17 protein-coding genes and 1 tRNA gene are annotated in these 16,373 nt (G+C 41.7%); 10 read left to right on the top strand and 8 right to left on the bottom strand.

Annotation, left to right across the window (positions count from 1 at the left end; all coding sequences use genetic code 11):
* Window positions 1-238: 238 nt before the first annotated feature.
* Together ACFEL9_RS09960 and ACFEL9_RS09955 are read left to right on the top strand one after the other, a co-directional pair.
* Window positions 239-937: a porin family protein gene (locus ACFEL9_RS09960; RefSeq protein ID WP_385889084.1), complete on the top strand. Its 699-nt coding sequence runs from the start codon at window positions 239-241 to the stop codon at window positions 935-937.
* Between the two features lie 119 nt (window positions 938-1,056).
* Entirely contained in the window at window positions 1,057-1,458 is a 402-nt protein-coding gene (locus ACFEL9_RS09955) for a hypothetical protein (RefSeq protein WP_385889082.1), read from the top strand.
* Window positions 1,459-1,492: 34 nt separating this feature from the next.
* Here ACFEL9_RS09955 and ACFEL9_RS09950 read toward each other — a convergent pair whose 3' ends face one another.
* Together ACFEL9_RS09950 and rocD are read right to left on the bottom strand one after the other, a co-directional pair.
* Window positions 1,493-2,194 (bottom strand): VIT1/CCC1 transporter family protein, encoded by a 702-nt coding sequence (locus tag ACFEL9_RS09950; RefSeq protein WP_385889079.1) that lies wholly within the window; start codon window positions 2,192-2,194, stop codon window positions 1,493-1,495.
* 120 nt (window positions 2,195-2,314) lie between these two features.
* On the bottom strand, window positions 2,315-3,550 hold the full coding sequence (gene rocD, locus ACFEL9_RS09945) for an ornithine--oxo-acid transaminase (protein WP_385889077.1): 1,236 nt from the start codon (window positions 3,548-3,550) through the stop codon (window positions 2,315-2,317).
* 194 nt (window positions 3,551-3,744) lie between these two features.
* Here rocD and ACFEL9_RS09940 point away from each other — a divergent pair, with 194 nt between their 5' ends.
* A complete protein-coding gene (locus ACFEL9_RS09940) occupies window positions 3,745-4,227 on the top strand; it encodes a VOC family protein (protein ID WP_385889075.1) in 483 nt (160 codons plus the stop codon).
* On the opposite strand, the gene ispE is transcribed toward ACFEL9_RS09940, so the two are convergent.
* From ispE to ACFEL9_RS09920, 4 genes are all read right to left on the bottom strand, one after another.
* Complete coding sequence (gene ispE, locus ACFEL9_RS09935; protein ID WP_385889072.1) at window positions 4,216-5,052, bottom strand: 4-(cytidine 5'-diphospho)-2-C-methyl-D-erythritol kinase; 837 nt, start codon at window positions 5,050-5,052, stop codon at window positions 4,216-4,218. The two genes, ACFEL9_RS09940 and ispE, sit on opposite strands and share 12 nt — an antisense overlap.
* A gap of 100 nt (window positions 5,053-5,152) precedes the next feature.
* Window positions 5,153-5,764: a bifunctional nuclease family protein gene (locus tag ACFEL9_RS09930; protein ID WP_276503710.1), complete on the bottom strand. Its 612-nt coding sequence runs from the start codon at window positions 5,762-5,764 to the stop codon at window positions 5,153-5,155.
* Between the two features lie 312 nt (window positions 5,765-6,076).
* Window positions 6,077-7,042, bottom strand: a complete 966-nt coding sequence (locus tag ACFEL9_RS09925) for an electron transfer flavoprotein subunit alpha/FixB family protein (RefSeq protein ID WP_385889070.1) — start codon at window positions 7,040-7,042, stop codon at window positions 6,077-6,079.
* Window positions 7,043-7,133: 91 nt separating this feature from the next.
* Complete coding sequence (locus tag ACFEL9_RS09920; protein ID WP_385889068.1) at window positions 7,134-7,877, bottom strand: electron transfer flavoprotein subunit beta/FixA family protein; 744 nt, start codon at window positions 7,875-7,877, stop codon at window positions 7,134-7,136.
* A gap of 104 nt (window positions 7,878-7,981) precedes the next feature.
* Here ACFEL9_RS09920 and ACFEL9_RS09915 point away from each other — a divergent pair, with 104 nt between their 5' ends.
* Both ACFEL9_RS09915 and tilS read left to right on the top strand, forming a co-directional pair.
* Window positions 7,982-8,293, top strand: coding sequence for a tetratricopeptide repeat protein (locus tag ACFEL9_RS09915; protein ID WP_385889066.1), 312 nt, complete (start codon window positions 7,982-7,984; stop codon window positions 8,291-8,293).
* Between the two features lie 52 nt (window positions 8,294-8,345).
* Window positions 8,346-9,689, top strand: a complete 1,344-nt coding sequence (gene tilS, locus ACFEL9_RS09910) for a tRNA lysidine(34) synthetase TilS (protein ID WP_385889065.1) — start codon at window positions 8,346-8,348, stop codon at window positions 9,687-9,689.
* Here the strand turns inward: tilS and ACFEL9_RS09905 are convergent.
* Both ACFEL9_RS09905 and ACFEL9_RS09900 read right to left on the bottom strand, forming a co-directional pair.
* The gene (locus ACFEL9_RS09905) at window positions 9,667-10,335 is read right to left on the bottom strand and encodes a rhomboid family intramembrane serine protease (RefSeq protein WP_385889062.1); all 669 of its coding nucleotides are present in this window, start codon (window positions 10,333-10,335) and stop codon (window positions 9,667-9,669) included. The two genes, tilS and ACFEL9_RS09905, sit on opposite strands and share 23 nt — an antisense overlap.
* A gap of 103 nt (window positions 10,336-10,438) precedes the next feature.
* Entirely contained in the window at window positions 10,439-10,912 is a 474-nt protein-coding gene (locus ACFEL9_RS09900) for a 23S rRNA (pseudouridine(1915)-N(3))-methyltransferase RlmH (RefSeq protein ID WP_385889059.1), read from the bottom strand.
* Between the two features lie 71 nt (window positions 10,913-10,983).
* On the opposite strand from ACFEL9_RS09900, the gene ACFEL9_RS09895 reads away from it, so the two are divergent.
* From ACFEL9_RS09895 to ACFEL9_RS09875, 5 genes are all read left to right on the top strand, one after another.
* Window positions 10,984-11,418, top strand: a complete 435-nt coding sequence (locus ACFEL9_RS09895; protein WP_385889056.1) for a hypothetical protein — start codon at window positions 10,984-10,986, stop codon at window positions 11,416-11,418.
* 182 nt (window positions 11,419-11,600) lie between these two features.
* A tRNA-Arg gene (locus ACFEL9_RS09890) sits at window positions 11,601-11,674 on the top strand.
* A 211-nt stretch (window positions 11,675-11,885) separates the two neighbouring features.
* Window positions 11,886-13,103 carry a Pycsar system effector family protein gene (locus ACFEL9_RS09885; protein ID WP_385889053.1) on the top strand — a complete coding sequence of 406 codons (1,218 nt, stop codon included), beginning with the start codon at window positions 11,886-11,888 and terminating at the stop codon, window positions 13,101-13,103.
* A gap of 17 nt (window positions 13,104-13,120) precedes the next feature.
* The gene (locus ACFEL9_RS09880; RefSeq protein WP_385889050.1) at window positions 13,121-13,978 is read left to right on the top strand and encodes an SdiA-regulated domain-containing protein; all 858 of its coding nucleotides are present in this window, start codon (window positions 13,121-13,123) and stop codon (window positions 13,976-13,978) included.
* A gap of 49 nt (window positions 13,979-14,027) precedes the next feature.
* The gene (locus tag ACFEL9_RS09875; RefSeq protein ID WP_385889047.1) at window positions 14,028-16,370 is read left to right on the top strand and encodes a GAF domain-containing protein; all 2,343 of its coding nucleotides are present in this window, start codon (window positions 14,028-14,030) and stop codon (window positions 16,368-16,370) included.
* The last annotated feature ends 3 nt before the right edge of the window (window positions 16,371-16,373 follow it).

Below are 16,373 nucleotides of genomic sequence, written 5' to 3'. Positions count from 1 at the left end.
GATTGACTTTAAGGTCAATCCCCTTTTAATTTTTCTTATTCAAAAAACTAATATGAATGCGGATTAGTTTCCCCTGATTATTGCCTTTTCTTCACATTTTTTTTAGCCTGGTTAAACCCGCAGATTATCTTTGGGTCTTAAGGTGCATTAACGCCAGCCAATTGCTTTAATTCCAGGGCGATCGATAAAGCTGGCAGCATCTTTGTCCTATGGACAGCATATTTTAAACTGTACAATCATGAAAATGAAAAAAATTATCGTTTGTGCCACTTTGTCATCAGTAGCTTTCATTAGTGCCTACGCTCAAAAATCTTCGGCTATTCTCAGGGGCGGTGTCAATCTCGCTAATGTATCCGTGACAGATAAAGGCGGAATTGATGATGCCAAAATGTTAACCAGTTTCCAGGTAGGTGTGATTGGCGATTTAAATGTCACTTCGTTTCTTGCTTTACAACCCGGAATTATTTTTACCGGTAAAGGAACAAAGACTCAAATGGGTAATGAGGGCGATGCAAATTTTTATCGGGCGACTTCAAATCCTTATTATGTTGAGGTTCCGGTAAACCTCGTTTTTAAAACGCCAACAGGGGCCAGCAAATTTTTTGTAGGTGCGGGTCCTTATATCGCCATGGGAATTGCAGGAAAGAACAAAGTTAATGGCAGCATCGCCGGAGTATCTTATAGCAGTGAAAAGAATATTAAATGGTCGAATGATGATCCAACCACATTAAACGAGGAAGAAGGTTCAGGATTTGGGATAATGAAGAGGTTTGACTACGGCTTGAATGGTACGGTTGGTATCGAGGCTTCTAAAATGGTGATCTCGGCTAACTATGGTCTTGGTCTCGCCAAATTGCAATCGGGTAGTGGTGGTTCTGGTGAGGACAATAATAATAAGCACCGGGTGTTAAGTTTTACCCTTGGATTTAGATTATAAGCAGTCAATAGTTTGTTTAGTTCAAAGCAATGATCTTACCACAGGTCATTGCTTTTTTAGTCCTGCCAACCCCGTCATTCAACTAATGGCTATCTTGCGCCCTTTAAAACAAATTTTGTATGCGTTGGATGAAATGGGTGGGAGCTGGTGCCGCCCTGCTATTGATCATTGCCTGTTTTTTTACGTGGATAGTTGTTCCTTCAAAAAATATCGTGGTAAGCGGAGTGGAGGCAACGGGTACCAGCTTTGGCAAGCCTGGTTATTTTCACCTGCTCTTCTCTTTCTTTTTTCTTCTTTTTTCTTTTATTCCGAAGATTTGGGCCAAGCGAACCAATTTACTGGTGACGGCACTAAACCTTGCCTGGGCCATGAGAAACTATTTCATCATTTCAGCTTGTCGCGGTGGTGAGTGTCCTGAAAAACACGTTGCTCTTTACCTGGTATTACTGGCCTCCATCATTATGTTGGTAGCGGCTCTCTTCCCGGATATTAAAATACCAGCAGAAAAAAATAAGGTGTAAACTTTTTACTTACAAAAGTTCCGGGGACCAGGCGTCAGATTTCAAACAATTTTGCCACACCAAATGCTGCGCTTGCGGCCAATGCGCCAATTAAAGTAACTCTTAAAGCTCCCCACCAGGGATTAACACCCGTCATCCTGCTTTTAAAATAACCGAAAATAAAAAGACAAAGCAATGTGAGGATTGCCGAAACCTCTAATGCCTGCAAAGGAGTGTCGGTAAAAAAATAAGGGCTTAGTGGAACGAGCCCGCCTACTGCATAGGAAAGACCAATATTCAACGCCGATTTGGTGGCTCGTTTGGGATCAGGTTTGTCAAGACCCAGTTCATATTTCATCATAAAATCCACCCATTGTTTTTTATCCCTGGCGATTTCTTCGGTGGCTTTTGCCTGCATTTCCTCGCTGAGCCCAATATTGGCAAAAAAGGTTTTTACCTCCTCCTTTTCTTTCTCGGGTACTACATCTACCTCTTCATATTCTCTTTTTAATTCTGTTTGGTAGTGATCAATCTCTGTTTTACCAGCGAGATAACCGCCTAATCCCATGGCTATCGACCCCGCTGCGATTTCCGCAATTCCGGCGATGACGATAATAGAATTGGAAGCAACTGCGCCACTAAGACCTGCAGCCAATGCAAAAGGGACCGTAAGACCGTCGCTCATGCCAATGACGACATCCGTCAGAAATGCACTACTGCGTAAATGTTTTTCCTCGTGGTGAAGGTGTGTATCCATAGTGACAGTTGCCAGTTTCCTGTTACTTGTTGCCGGTATCTGGCTCCCGATTAATTTCTAAAATTGAAAACTTGTTTTTACTGGTAACAGGAAACCGGCAACCAGTAACTCTTCTTTAATTTAATCCAAACAAGATAGCGATTTACCAATGATCTGCACACAGTCCAATATTTGTTCTTTTGTTATGATCAACGGAGGTGCAAACCTGATCTTATCACCATGGGTTGGTTTGGCCAGTAAACCATTTTCTTTCAATTGCAGGCAAAGTTCCCAGGCAGCCTCTTTATTGGCATGTTCAATGACGATTGCATTTAATAGTCCTTTTCCCCGAACGATATGGATATGATTTGATTGAAGCGATGCTAATTCAATTCTCAATAGTTCTCCCATGGCTTCGGCATTTTCAGCCATGCATTCCTCTTTTAAAACTTGCAAGGAAGTGATGGCTGTTTTACAAGCAAGCGGGCTGCCACCATAGGTCGATCCATGCTCGCCGGGTTTAATTGTCAGCATGATCTCATCGTCGGCTAATACAGCACTCACCGGCATCATACCGCCGCTTAATGCTTTACCCAATAGCAAAATATCCGGTCTCACGTTTTCATGATCGCAGGCCAGCATCTTTCCGGTTCTAGCAAGGCCTGTTTGAATTTCATCTGCAATGAATAAAACATTGGCTTGTTCGCAGAGTCGTTTGGCTTTTGACAAATAGCCATCATCAGGAACTTTTACGCCCGCTTCACCCTGAATGGGCTCTACTAAAAAGCCTGCAACATTTTTATTTTCCAACGCCCTTGCCAATGCTTCAATGTCATTGTACGGGATGACTTCAAAGCCTGGTAGGTAAGGACCGAAGTTGGTGGTAGACTGCGGGTCGGTGCTAAAAGAAATAACCCCCGTTGTTCTTCCATGAAAATTTCCCTCACATACAACAATGATTGCTTTGTTTGCCGGAATATTTTTTACTTCGTAGGCCCATTTACGGCAAAGCTTGATCCCCGTTTCTACCGCTTCCACACCCGTATTCATCGGCAACACTTTGTCATAACCAAAATAATTAGTGATGAATTTTGCATATTCACCCAACTGATCGCTGTGAAATGCACGGCTTGTTAGAGTCAGTTTTTGTGATTGTTCAATAAATGATTGTACGATTTTTGGATGGCAGTGCCCCTGGTTTACGGCCGAATAACCACTGAGGAAATCATAATATTTTTTCCCGTCTACATCCCACACAAAAACACCTTGTCCTTTTGATAAGACAACTGGTATCGGATGATAGTTATGTGATCCATATTTTTCTTCCAGCTCCAGGTAATATTGTGATTGCTCAGATAGTTGTAATAGCGATTGCATACTAAAGAATTGAAGGTTTGTAAAAAAGAAATGAGAACACGATGAAATGCCCGATGACATGCCGGGTTGAAGGAAGAAGAACCTTAGTGGTTGAGCAAATCAAGATTGTTTGCCAAAAACAATGCTATGGTCGTATTATAAAGGATAGAAAAATTTTGCCGCAAGTTAGTAAATTTATTTTTAAAACCATCGCCATGTTATACACTGCACCACCTCAAACCCGCATTGGGCATGTTCATTTAAAAGTTTCCAATTTGGATAAGGCACTTGGTTTTTATCGTGACCTGCTGGGTTTCCAGGAAACACAGCGATATGGTGAAAGCGCTGTGTTTATTTCAGCAGGTGGCTATCATCATCATATTGGTTTAAATACCTGGTACAGCAAAGATGCCGGTCCTGCTCCTGTGAGATCGGTTGGGCTTTTTCATACCGCCATTTTATACCCGACACGAAAAGATCTTGCTCTTATTTTAAAACGCTTGCTGGATGCCAATTATCCTTTGACCGGCGCATCCGATCATGGTGTTTCAGAAGCTTTGTATTTAAATGATCCGGATGGCAATGGTGTTGAACTTTATTGGGACAAACCCATGGAGGCGTGGCCTTATGTTGAGGACAGGCTTCAAATGGTGACGGAACAACTGGACCTGAATGACCTGTTGAGATTAGCTTTGTAACTCTTTTACAAAATAGGTAGACGGAAATTCTGCATCCACTTTCTTATCCTTTTCAACAATTCCATACACCGTGCTGCCACTGCCAGTCATTGATGCGTACGAGGCGCCACTGTCATACAATTTATTTTTTATCTGCTCAATCTCAGGGTGAAGTTTGAAGATCGGTTTTTCAAAATCATTAGTCATATCATTTTTCCATGTTTCAATTGGCTGCTGGATTATATCCTTTAAATTTTTTCCAGGCAGGGCAGGGGTTATATTGGAAAAAGCCTGGCCTGTAGGAATGTGTATACCCGGATTTATTATTATGAATTTATAAGCATTAAGGTCTATGGTCACGGGTTCCATTACTTCGCCCCGACCGGTGGCATAGCACGGGGTATTGATAATAAAAAAAGGGCAATCACTGCCTAATTGCAATGCGTAATGAATGAGTTGGTCCGGCGACAAACCCAAATTAAACTGCTTGTTCAACAATGATAAAGTAAACGCAGCATCCGAACTGCCACCGCCTAATCCTGCACCTATGGGAATGGCTTTGTGCAAATGCATTTGAATAGCAGGTAACTGCGGAAAATCTTTTTGTAGCAGGTTGAATGCTTTGATACAAATATTATCGTGCACTTTACCGTCAACCGAAGTACCGGAGGTTGAAAACTGTACCGTTGATGTATTAATTTGTTGATGTTGGGGATCACGAATTATTTCCAACACATCACGAAGCGCAATAGGATAGAATAGCGTTTCCAGGTCATGATAACCATCATTTCTTTTGCGAACAATGCGAAGGCCGAGATTGATCTTACAATTGGGAAATACGATCACGCATCAATGAATTAAGATGATTCCGTGGAAGAATATGTTACCGAAAATATATAATAGGAAAATAGAAACCTGGATGATCAATAACTTATAAGTTAACAGGTCAGCGATTTTTCTTCCGGCTATTTATTTCATCACGAATAGCGATAGCCCTGATATAATCTTCACTTTCGAGCACATCGTTCAACAGGGTGTCTAATTCTTCCAGTGTCATAGTCTTAAGATCTTCATTACCGGTCGATCCCTGTTCTTCTACCACTACTTCCTGTTTTGCTTTTTTCTTTTTGCCCGAGCCAGAGCCTGTGTCTTCCATCAATATGCCGGCGCTTTCCAGGATATTTTCGTACGTATAAATAGGACATCCGAACCGAACGGCCAAAGCCAGTGCATCGGATGTGCGGGAATCAATTTCGATGGTGTCATGTTCGGATGAACAAACCAATTTGGAGTAGAAAATGCCTTCCTGCAGATCGCAGATAATGATCTCATGCAGGTCAATGGCAAAGGCATTCATGAAATTTTTTACTAAGTCATGTGTCAGGGGGCGGCTGGGTTGCATTTTCTCAAGAGCAACGGCTATCGCCTGGGCTTCAAACCCACCGATCACTATCGGTAAGCGGCGTAATCCATTTACTTCTCCCAGTACTACGGCATAGGAGTGGGTCTGGGTAATACTATGGGATAAAGCGACTATTTCCAGTTCGATCTTCTTCATAAAATATCACACGAAACTAAGGATTTTGAACAAAAAAGATAGCGGGAAAAAATCAGGGCGGACTTTTATTCTTTTTATGCCGTATTTAATGGTTTTTTTGCTTTTTTTGGGGCTATTTAACTGTAACTATGAGAATTAGAAATTGCGGCCATTTATTTTTTGCCTCGCTTGTAATAGTCGAGTACAGAATAAATTATTACAAATAAAGTTTTAAGCTAAACAAATAAGCCAGGCGAAAATTTATCACCTGGCTTTCTTTTTATCTCTCAAAAATGAACGGAAATTTCTTATCTCTTATTTCGTATTTCGAACTTACGCTACTCCTCTCAACTTCTTAATCGCTTCCGTGATCTTGGGCACCACTTCAAACGCATCACCAACAATACCATAGTCCGCTGCTTTAAAGAAAGGGGCTTCCGGATCTTTGTTGATCACTACAATCACTTTACTCCGGTTTACTCCGGCGAGGTGCTGGATAGCGCCGGAAATACCGATGGCGATATATAAATTTGGTGCAATAGCAAAACCTGTTTGACCCACATGCTCATTGTGTGGTCTCCAATGTGCATCAGCAACAGGACGGCTGCAGGCGGTAGCTGCATGCAATACTTTCGCCAGGTCTTCCACCATCCCCCAGTTTTCAGGACCTTTTAGACCGCGGCCTGCACTAACAACAATTTCTGCTTCTGTCAATGGAACTTCACCGCTTGCTTTGCTGGTGTTGGTTACTTTTACCTTCGGTGCATCTATGGTAGCGTTAAAGGCAACTACTTCCGCGGTGCCACTGCCTTCAACAATTTTATAAGCGTTTGCATTTAGTGAAATGATCTTAACCGGCGTGCTTACCGAAATATTGGCAAAGGCTTTTCCTGAAAAAACATTTTTCTTCACGACAAATCCATCGCTGGTGTCAGGCAGTGCCACGGCGCCGGAAACAAGGCCCGCTTTCAAGCGGGCAGAAAGACGGGGCGCAAGAGCTTTACCATCCATATTGTTTGGGAACACTACTACTGTTGCACCGGTTGATTCCACTACCTGTGCAATCACTTTTGTGTACACTTGTGCATCCAGTTGGTTCAGCGTCTCATTATTGACATGATGGATTTTTGAAACTCCATATTTCCCCAAATCCGCAACTTCTTCTGAAGTGCTGCCAAGAATAACGCCTTCTGATGCAGTGCCTAACTGTTCAGCTATTTTAGTGCCATAGGAGATCGCTTCCAGTGAAGATTTTTTTACATGGCCTTCGGCCTGATCGATGAATATTAATACTGACATAGAATTTGAAAATTAGTTGATTTGAAAATTTGAAAATGTGAGGAGAGTCTGAGTGTGTAGGCAATTTTCAAATTGCCACATTTTCAAATTCTCAAATTGCTTTCGCCTCTTCATGTAACAATCTTACCAGTTCTTCCACATTATCGGCCGCCACCAGCTTAACGCCAGCTTTTGCAGGTGGTAAACCAAAACTGGTGACGCTTGTCAACGCATCCACGGCAACGGGCTCCACTACTTTCAACGGTTTGGTACGTGCAGCCATGATGCCACGCATATTGGGAATACGTTGCTCGGCCATTCCTTTTTGCGCACTCACTACCACCGGCAATTCCACTTCGTTTATTTCTTCACCGCCCTCAATTTCCCGGGTGATGATGGCCTTGTTGCCATTCAGTTCAAATTTCGCTGCCAGCGATACAAAAGGCAGGTCGAGTAGTTCAGCAACCATGCCGCCAATAGATGAGCCGTTGTAATCGATAGTTTCTTTCCCGGTAAAAATAAGATCATAGCCGCCATCTTTTGCTACTGAAGCAATTTGCGAGGCGATGGTAAAACTATCATGACTATCCATATTTACGCGTATGGCTTCATCACCGCCCAGTGCAAGGGCTTTTCGGATGATGGGTTCTGAATCGGCAGCACCAACAGTTACCAGGTGAATAATAGTAGAAGGATCTTTTTCTTTCAGCTCGATGGCACGAACCAGTGCATACCACTCGTCATAAGGATTAATGATCCATTGAACGCCATTGGTATCGAATTTCGTGTTGTTGTCGGTGAAGGCTATTTTTGCCGTTGTGTCCGGCGATTTGGTGATACAAACTAAAATCTTCATTGACGGTTTTTTTGATGATCGTTAGAGTTAGTTGTTTATGCAACTAAAACAAAGATAAGTGAAGCAAAGATAACTAACGGTAATTCAGGTAAAATTTTTTCAACATGGATCGTATTGAGAAGCTGCTTGAGTTTTTGCGGGCTAACCCCAATGATAGCTTTGTGCAACATGCATTGGCGTTGGAATATGTCAAAACCGGGAATGATGAGAAGGGGCGGGAAGTATTTGAAACGTTGCTGGCGAGAGATCCGGACTATGTTGGCAGTTATTACCACCTGGCGAAATTGCTGGAAAGAAATGGCGCTGTCGAAGACGCTATTAAATGGTACGAGAAAGGAATGGAAGTGGCGAAGAAAGCAGGAGAGAATCATGCTTATGGGGAATTGAGAGGGGCATGGGAAGAGTTGACTTTTTAGAGTTGCTCCACGCCTTTGGCGGGACAAGTTGTGCAAATTTGAAAATTTGAAAATGGGACTGCTTACACAATTCAAAAACTATATTTCATCGAACGATCTTTTTTCTTCAAAAGATAAATTATTGCTTGCCGTAAGTGGCGGTATAGATTCTGTTGTGTTGTGCGAACTATGTAAACAGACAGGTTCCGATTTTGGCATCGCCCATTGTAATTTTCAATTAAGGGATGAGGACAGTGAACGGGATGAAAAGTTTGTAGGCAGCCTCGCGGCGAAATACGGAGTCGATTTTCATGTAATAAAGTTTGACACAAAGGACATTGCTAAGGAACGGCGGGTGTCCACACAGGAAGCGGCCCGGGAGCTTCGCTACGGGTGGTTTGAAAAAATAAGGGCAGAAAACGGCTATCAATTTATCCTGACGGCGCATCATGCTGATGACAATATAGAAACAGTGCTCATGAATTTTTTTCGGGGAACGGGTATCAAAGGTTTAAAAGGCATTGAACCCAAACATGGACACATCGTGCGACCCTTACTCTTTGCACGACGAAAGGATCTCGAAAGCTTTTTAAAAGAAAACAATCTGGCGTTTGTACAGGATTATACCAATCAGCAGGATGACTATACCAGGAATTATTTTCGTAACCAGTTAATACCCCTGATCGAAAAGTCTTTTCCCGGAGTTAATGAAAATATGATTGCCAATATCAGTCGTTTTCGGGAGGTAGAACAACTTTATCAGCAGGCAATAGCCGTTCATAAAAAGAAATTGGTGGAGCAAAAAGGCAATGAGATTCACCTGCCTGTTTTGAAATTAAAAAAGACAGCTTCGTTTCATTCCGTGCTGTATGAAATTAGCAGGGAGTATGGCTTTACTGCTCACCAGCTGCCGGATATCGTGAATTTGTTGGATAGTGACTCGGGGAAGTATGTGCAATCTCCATCCCACCGTATTATTAAGAACCGGCAATGGCTGATTATTGCGCCATCTAAATCAGAACAAGCGGAAACTATTTTGATCGAGGCTGAGGATAAGAATGTTCAATGTTCAATGTTCAATGTTCAATTCTCAATTTCCCCAACCAGCAACCGGAAACCGGAAACCGGCAACTCAACTGCCTGTCTCGATGCAGAAAAAATAAAATTCCCTTTGCTCCTCAGAAAATGGAAGCAGGGCGATTATTTCTATCCGCTGGGAATGATGAAAAAAAAGAAACTGTCCCGCTTTTTTATTGATCAAAAACTTTCAAAGACAGATAAGGAGAATGCCTGGGTGATTGAAATGGATAAAAAAATCATCTGGGTAGTAGGCTACCGAATTGATGAGAGATTTAAGATTACTGACAATACAAAAACAGTGTTGAAATTAACAGCTAATATCTTCCAAACTGGATAAAGTCCTTTGGATTTGTATTCCTGATCTGGTCTATAAAAGCAGTTACGACCGGATATTCAGAGAACAATTTCGCTGCCACAATTGTGAAAGCTAATCCATACAAGGCACCGTAGAGGTGCGCCGAATGGTTGATGTGTCCTTCACCACGCCTGTCCAGGTAGTGCGAAATAAGCAGGTATATAAAACCAAAAAGAAAGCCTGCTATATAAATGGGAATAAAGAAAAGCCCAATCCCGGTTATCGGATCGAAAAGTATTCCGCAAAAAACAACGGCCGATACAGCGCCTGATGCTCCCAAACTTTTGTAATGATAATCGTCTTTATGCCTGTAATAAGTTGGTAAAACAGAAACAGCTAAGGCCGAAACGTACATTATGAGGTATAAAATCTTCCCAAGACTGCCCATAGTCAGGGTGAAATATGTTTCTACATTTTTTCCAAACAGGTACAATGCAAGCATGTTAAAAATAAGATGTCCCCAGTCCGCATGTATGAGGCCGCAACTAAAAAAGCGATACCATTGATTGCGCCGGCTTACCGCCGGTGGATAAAATATCAGATCATCCATGGTCTTTTGATTGTTAAAAGCACCGATAGAAACAACGACCGTAATAATAACTATGATAAGTGTGATTGACAATTCCATTGGATAAATGTAAACAAACAACCGGAAAAAAATGAAAAGTGAAAAATGAACCTTGGAAAAGATAACAATCTATAGTGGCCTCTTTTCACTTTTCATTCTGCTGCTACCTGTGATGATACTTTTCATTCCTTAAAATAGTGCAGGCCCGGTAAATCTGCTCGGCGAGTATAAGCCGAACCAATTGATGGGGGAAAACCAGCTTGGACAAACTCCATATATAGTCGGCCCGTTTAAAAACTGTATCTGCTACACCAAAAACTCCGCCAATCAGGAATACAATTTTTTTGGTGCTGTCATTGGCTCTTGCCTGCAAAAATTCCGCTAAGCCTTCGGAGGTAAGCTGCTTTCCTCTTTCATCCAGCAGCACTAAATAATCATCTTTATCGAGCCATTCAAGAATCAGTTCCCCCTCTTTCTTCTTCAGGTCCATTTCGCTTAGCATACCGGCGTTCTTCGGAACAGGGATGATATTCCATTCCACTTTAAAATAATTAGAAATCCTTTTGGTAAAATCGTCCACGCCCTGCTTTATATAAGCCTCGTTTGTTTTACCGATGCTCCAAAACTGAATTTTCATGTTTTTGATGTTTAATTCCGACAACAAAAGTTGGCACAAAAAATGAAAGTATAAAAAAAACAAAGCGATAAATGAAAACTATCTTCCTTGCCCTTATCACCTTACTATTTCTTTTTGTTGGTTGTGATGAGCTTAAAAAACTACCCACCAATACCAGTGGCGGCATCTTTTCTTTGAACGGCAGCTGGCAATTGACCAGTACCAATGATAATAACAGTTTGTCCGGATCGGTGGTGACCGTTTTTCCGGGCATAGCAGATGGTTCTGTTAAATCACTAAGTAATAATAACCTTTGTCTTCGCCAAAATGATATACTTTGGAAAGGAGTGAAGAGTACAGGCAGCGGTGCCTTTTCTTTCAGCAACCTGGTAGATGCGTGTAATAGTCAAACTGTATATAAAGCGGCGACGATTTCCGTGTTGACCAATGAAGAAATCAGAATTGCCGGTCAAAATAACCAGGGGAAAGAATTGATACAGAGCTGGAAGAGAATAGCTGCTAAATGATTGGGAGAATTCGAATTAAGGAGATCAAAAAATAGCCTTTATAGTGGAATTTGTTTTTGCCTGAAACCATTTTTCCTTTATTTTTGCCGCCCATTGGCCCCATAGCTCAATTGATAGAGCATCCCGACGATACTGTCGGGAAGGTTTCAGGTTGAGTCCGGGGGTCGAGATAAAAAGAAACAGGCCCCGTAGCTCAATTGAATAGAGCATTTGACTACGGATCAAAAGGTTTCAGGTTTGAATCCTGACGGGGTCACAAATAGTTTTAAAGCCTTCTTCAAAAAAGAAGGCTTTTTTATATCAACTGCTTATTGCGATCACAAGTAAGATCTGCCTGACTCCAAAATTTGTTTAGCTAAAATTTGCCGCTTGCATACATCAATAAGAGGGTTTTTTTAAGTTTTTCGGTATGGTTGAAGCATGGTAATATTTTATTGCCCAATTTTACGATAAGCAAAGAAACCACTATGAGTTATAAGGAGCTCCAGGAACAGGTAAGACAAAATGTGATTCATTTTTATAAAAATAAGTGTAATGAAAAGTTTGTTTACCACAATCTTTCTCATACAGAGGCCGTGGTTTCAAATGCAGTGCATGTAGCTGAACACTACAAACTGGATGAAAAGGATCTTTTTATCGTTACAACAGCAGCCTGGTTTCATGACACGGGCTATTGCAATGGCGAGCCTGCCGGTCATGAAATGAGGGGTGGTGATCTTGCCGCAGGCTTTTTAAGTGACAGAGGCGTAGAACAGGAAATTGTCAATGCTGTAAAAGATTGCATCCTGGCTACCCGCATGCCGCAAAATCCGAAGAACCTAATGGAGCAAATTGTTTGCGACGCTGACCTTTATCATTTCGGTACGGATGATTTTGCCCGGCGCAATAAGCTGATGCGAACAGAAGCAGAGTGGAGGATGGGAAAAAAGATTTCAAAAGATGACTGGAGACTAAACACTATCGCCTTTATGCAGGCGCATCACTTTCAAACTGACTACTGCCTAAATTTGTTGCAAGCCAAAAAGGACGAGAACCTGCAGAAGCTGCGGGATAAATTGAAACAGGACGGAATTGCTCCGCCTGCACTGGTAAAAGAACAATCAGTTGAAAAAATGGCAAACGGAAAGCCCGCTGGCAACGCAAAAAAACGGAAAGTAGAAAGGCCGGAACGGGGCATCGAAACCATGTTCAGGATAAGTTCTACCAATCACCAGCGGTTAAGTGATATGGCGGACAATAAGGCACATATCATGATCACCACTACTTCTATTATCATCTCTGTATTGCTAAGCGTGTTACTAAGGAAGTTGGAAGATAATCCTCAACTCATTTTCCCGACATTATTATTATTAACGGTATGCGTGATAACAATGGTTTTTTCCATATTAGCTACAAGGCCCACTTTGCCGCCGGGACGTTTTACCCAGGAAGAAATTGACACCCGAAAAGTGAACCTCCTCTTTTTTGGGAATTACTACAAAATGAGTTTTGATGAATATGACGTTGGCATGCGGGAGATGATGAACGATCGGGATTTTTTATATGGTAGTCTTACCCGGGACCTTTATTCGCAGGGTATCGTGTTGGGAAAAAAATATAGTCTCCTGCGAAAAGGATATAATGTATTTATGTATGGCATTGTAGCTTCTGTATTTGCCTTTATTGTGGCGGCGATTTTCTTTTAAACAAATTGAGAGTTCGTATGTTTTATTTCAGTAATGAATCCATTATTGCTTGTTTGCTGGCAGGCATCCTGGTAACAGGTTGTTCTTTAAAGGAAAAAGATGAAAAGTCGATAAAGCACTATGCGATCAATGACCCGGAAAAATTCTTAATGCCTGAGAGCTTGCTGGAGATATCCGGAATTACCTTCAGACCGGGTAAAAGTGATAGTATTTATGCAATACAGGATGAGCAGGGGCGGGTCTTCAGGCTGGCGTGGGGAGTAAAAAAGCAGTACAATGCAAAGTTTGGCAAACAAAGCGATTATGAAGATGTGGCTATCCTTAAAGACGAAGTGGTGATATTGAAAAGTAACGGCACCTTGTTCTACTTTCCCCTGGCAGATGCGATTTATGACGAAGTGGATAGTGTAAAGGAAGTAAAAGGCCTGTTGCCGGAGGGTGAGTATGAAGGAATGTATGGCGATGACGCCACCGGTAAGTTGTATATAATTTGTAAAAACTGTAAAGATGATGATTCAAAGACACAGGTAACAGGCTATATTTTTCAACTTGGTGACTCTATATTGCCGCAGGGAAGTTTTCATGTCAATGTAGAAGAAATTAAAAATATAACCGGTAAGGTCAAGCGGGGATTCCGGCCTTCCGGCTTAGCCAAAAATCCTGTGACCGGCGAGTGGTTTATGATTTCCGCTGTCAACAAACTATTGGTGGTCGCCGATGAAAACTGGAAGATCAAAGAAACCTGTTTTTTAAACAGCAATATTTTCAATCAACCCGAGGGAATTGCTTTTGACGAAAAAGGTAACCTGTATATTTCCAACGAAGGAGATGATTTTTCGCAGGGAAATATTCTGAAGTTTGTTCGTTCTAAATAAAACTATCGGTATAAAAGATGACCGTTACAACTGATGAGATTTTGACTATATGCGTACGAATGTATTATATATGGCTCCGCTTACCGGGGCTGAAGAAGGACCGGAGATCACTCTTAGCTTCAGGCCATTTATTGATTATTTAAAAAAAAGAGGGACGACAAACTGCAAGAAAGACCATTTCTTCCAATACGTAATTGAACAATTTGACAAGCAGCCCGAACTTTATGGTGCGATTGATCTTGATAAGGTGAAGGATTACGGCGATCTGCTGATCCTGATCTACAGCATTGTTTCGCCCATCATCGAAGACGAACTGACACACCGGTGGGCCCTATGTCTGCCCCTGAAGCCGGTGATATTTTATTATACGAATGCCTATTATGAATTGGTGGCTAATCCTGCTACCGGCGAATTGCGTAAAAGCATTGCCAGCAAAAGCCCGGAAGAGATCAGGCGGAATCAACTGGAATTCACCTACTCCCTGATTCTCGAAAAATGTTATGGCATCTCCACCTTTTTAAGCCGGGAGATCATCCATTCTTTACGGGATGAGGAAACAGGTCTTGAAAAATATTATTGCCTGGACTTAGACACCCGGTTTGTTGAGATACATACAACACAGCCGTTGCCCGAACTAAAAATAGCCGATTTTCACTCGGGAACTTATGATAAGGACGAAATGTTGGCTTTCCTGCAAACGAAGCTGCCTTTGAACATGTTTCGTTTCGAAGGATTTGCCATCAACAACGTTTATGACGTTACTACCGAACATTCAATCGAGAACATAAAAAAAGCGTTGCTGAACCGGTCGTTATATAATTCAGGAGAATATTCGGATGTAGTGCATTCATTGAAGACTTTGGTCGGAAACAACAATGTTGAATTTGGTCTGCTGCCGGTATTGAAGGTGAACAACAAACTGGTTTTTAGTGATAGCGCCTGCATGAACAGCAAATTAATGAGTGTTGCCAAAGAAAAGGGTGGAGCTGAAGATGCATACATGGGATTGGTAGAAAGTTATTTTAAAAACCCCAAGTTGATTTTTTTCAGAGATATTGAAGCTGAACATGAAGAACGGCACTCTTACCTGAAAATGTTAAGGGCAAAAGGCATTCAGTCTTATGCTTTATCGCCGGTATTCTTCAATAATTCACTGGCGGGGGTGCTTGAAATATATTCTAAGCGAAAAGACTTGTTGAATGAGAGCTTGCTTTCAAAACTGGAGCCCGCCATGCCATTGATTGCACAGTTGTTGAAAAACAGTATTGATGAGTTTAATGGAAGCATCGACCAGGTAGTGAAGGAACGGTTTACTTCGTTGCAATCATCCGTACAGTGGAAGTTTAATGAAGTAGCCTGGCATTATTTATTGAACAAAAAAACGCAAAAAGACGGAAGAGAAACGGAAGATATCGTTTTTGAAAAGGTTTTTCCATTGTACGGCGCTGTGGACATAAGAAATTCTACGGTTCAGCGTAACGAAGCTTTGCAAAAAGACCTGGGCGTGCAGTTTTCCATACTGATTGATGCGCTTGACAAACTAAAAGAAGAAACAGGGTTTGGCTTGATAGACGAAAAATTATTTTCCTCTGCCAGGTGGCTTGATCTTATAAATAATCCCGAAGGTTTCAGCCAGGAAGTGAAACTGAATGATTTCCTGGAAAATGATATCATTCCTTTCCTGTCGGATTTTAAACTGGGAAATCCTGCATTTGCTTCCATCATTGATAACTATTTTGAGGCTATCGATCCTCTCGGGGGAATTGCTTATGAAAATCGGCGGCAACTGGAAAAGTCAATGTCAACGGTCATTGCAGCCGTCAATGATTACATGGAAATGATGAAGGATGAAATTCAAAAGGCTTATCCGTCTTATTTTGAAAAAGTGAGAACCGATGGCGTGGAGTATGATATTTATATTGGGCAGTCCATCGCTCCCGATAAACCATTTAGTGATATTTATTTAAAGAACCTGCGATTGTTGCAGCTTACTTCAATGGCTACGATTGCAAAATATGCACAAGCACTGAAATCGCAATTGACCCGGCCTATCGAAACAACACAGCTGATATTTATTCATTCGCAGGCTATTGATATAAAATTCAGAAGAGATGAAAAGCGGTTCGACGTTGAAGGAGCTTATAATATCCGGTATCATATCGTGAAAAAAAGAATTGACAAAGTAAATATCAGCGGTACCAATGAGCGGTTGACGCAACCGGGAAAAATTGCGCTGGTATATTTTAGCCAGAAAGAGGCGGATGAATACATTGGCTATATCAAATACCTTCAACAGCAAGATATTTTAACCGATGATCTTGAAAAACTCGAACTCGAGGAATTGCAGGGTGTAGCCGGTTTAAAGGCCATCAGGGTGGGAGTGGTGCTGTAATGA

Origin of the sequence: Terrimonas alba (assembly GCF_042434975.1) — a bacterium.
GTDB lineage: Bacteria > Bacteroidota > Bacteroidia > Chitinophagales > Chitinophagaceae > Terrimonas_B > Terrimonas_B alba.
This window is presented reverse-complemented; position numbering and strand designations above follow the sequence as displayed.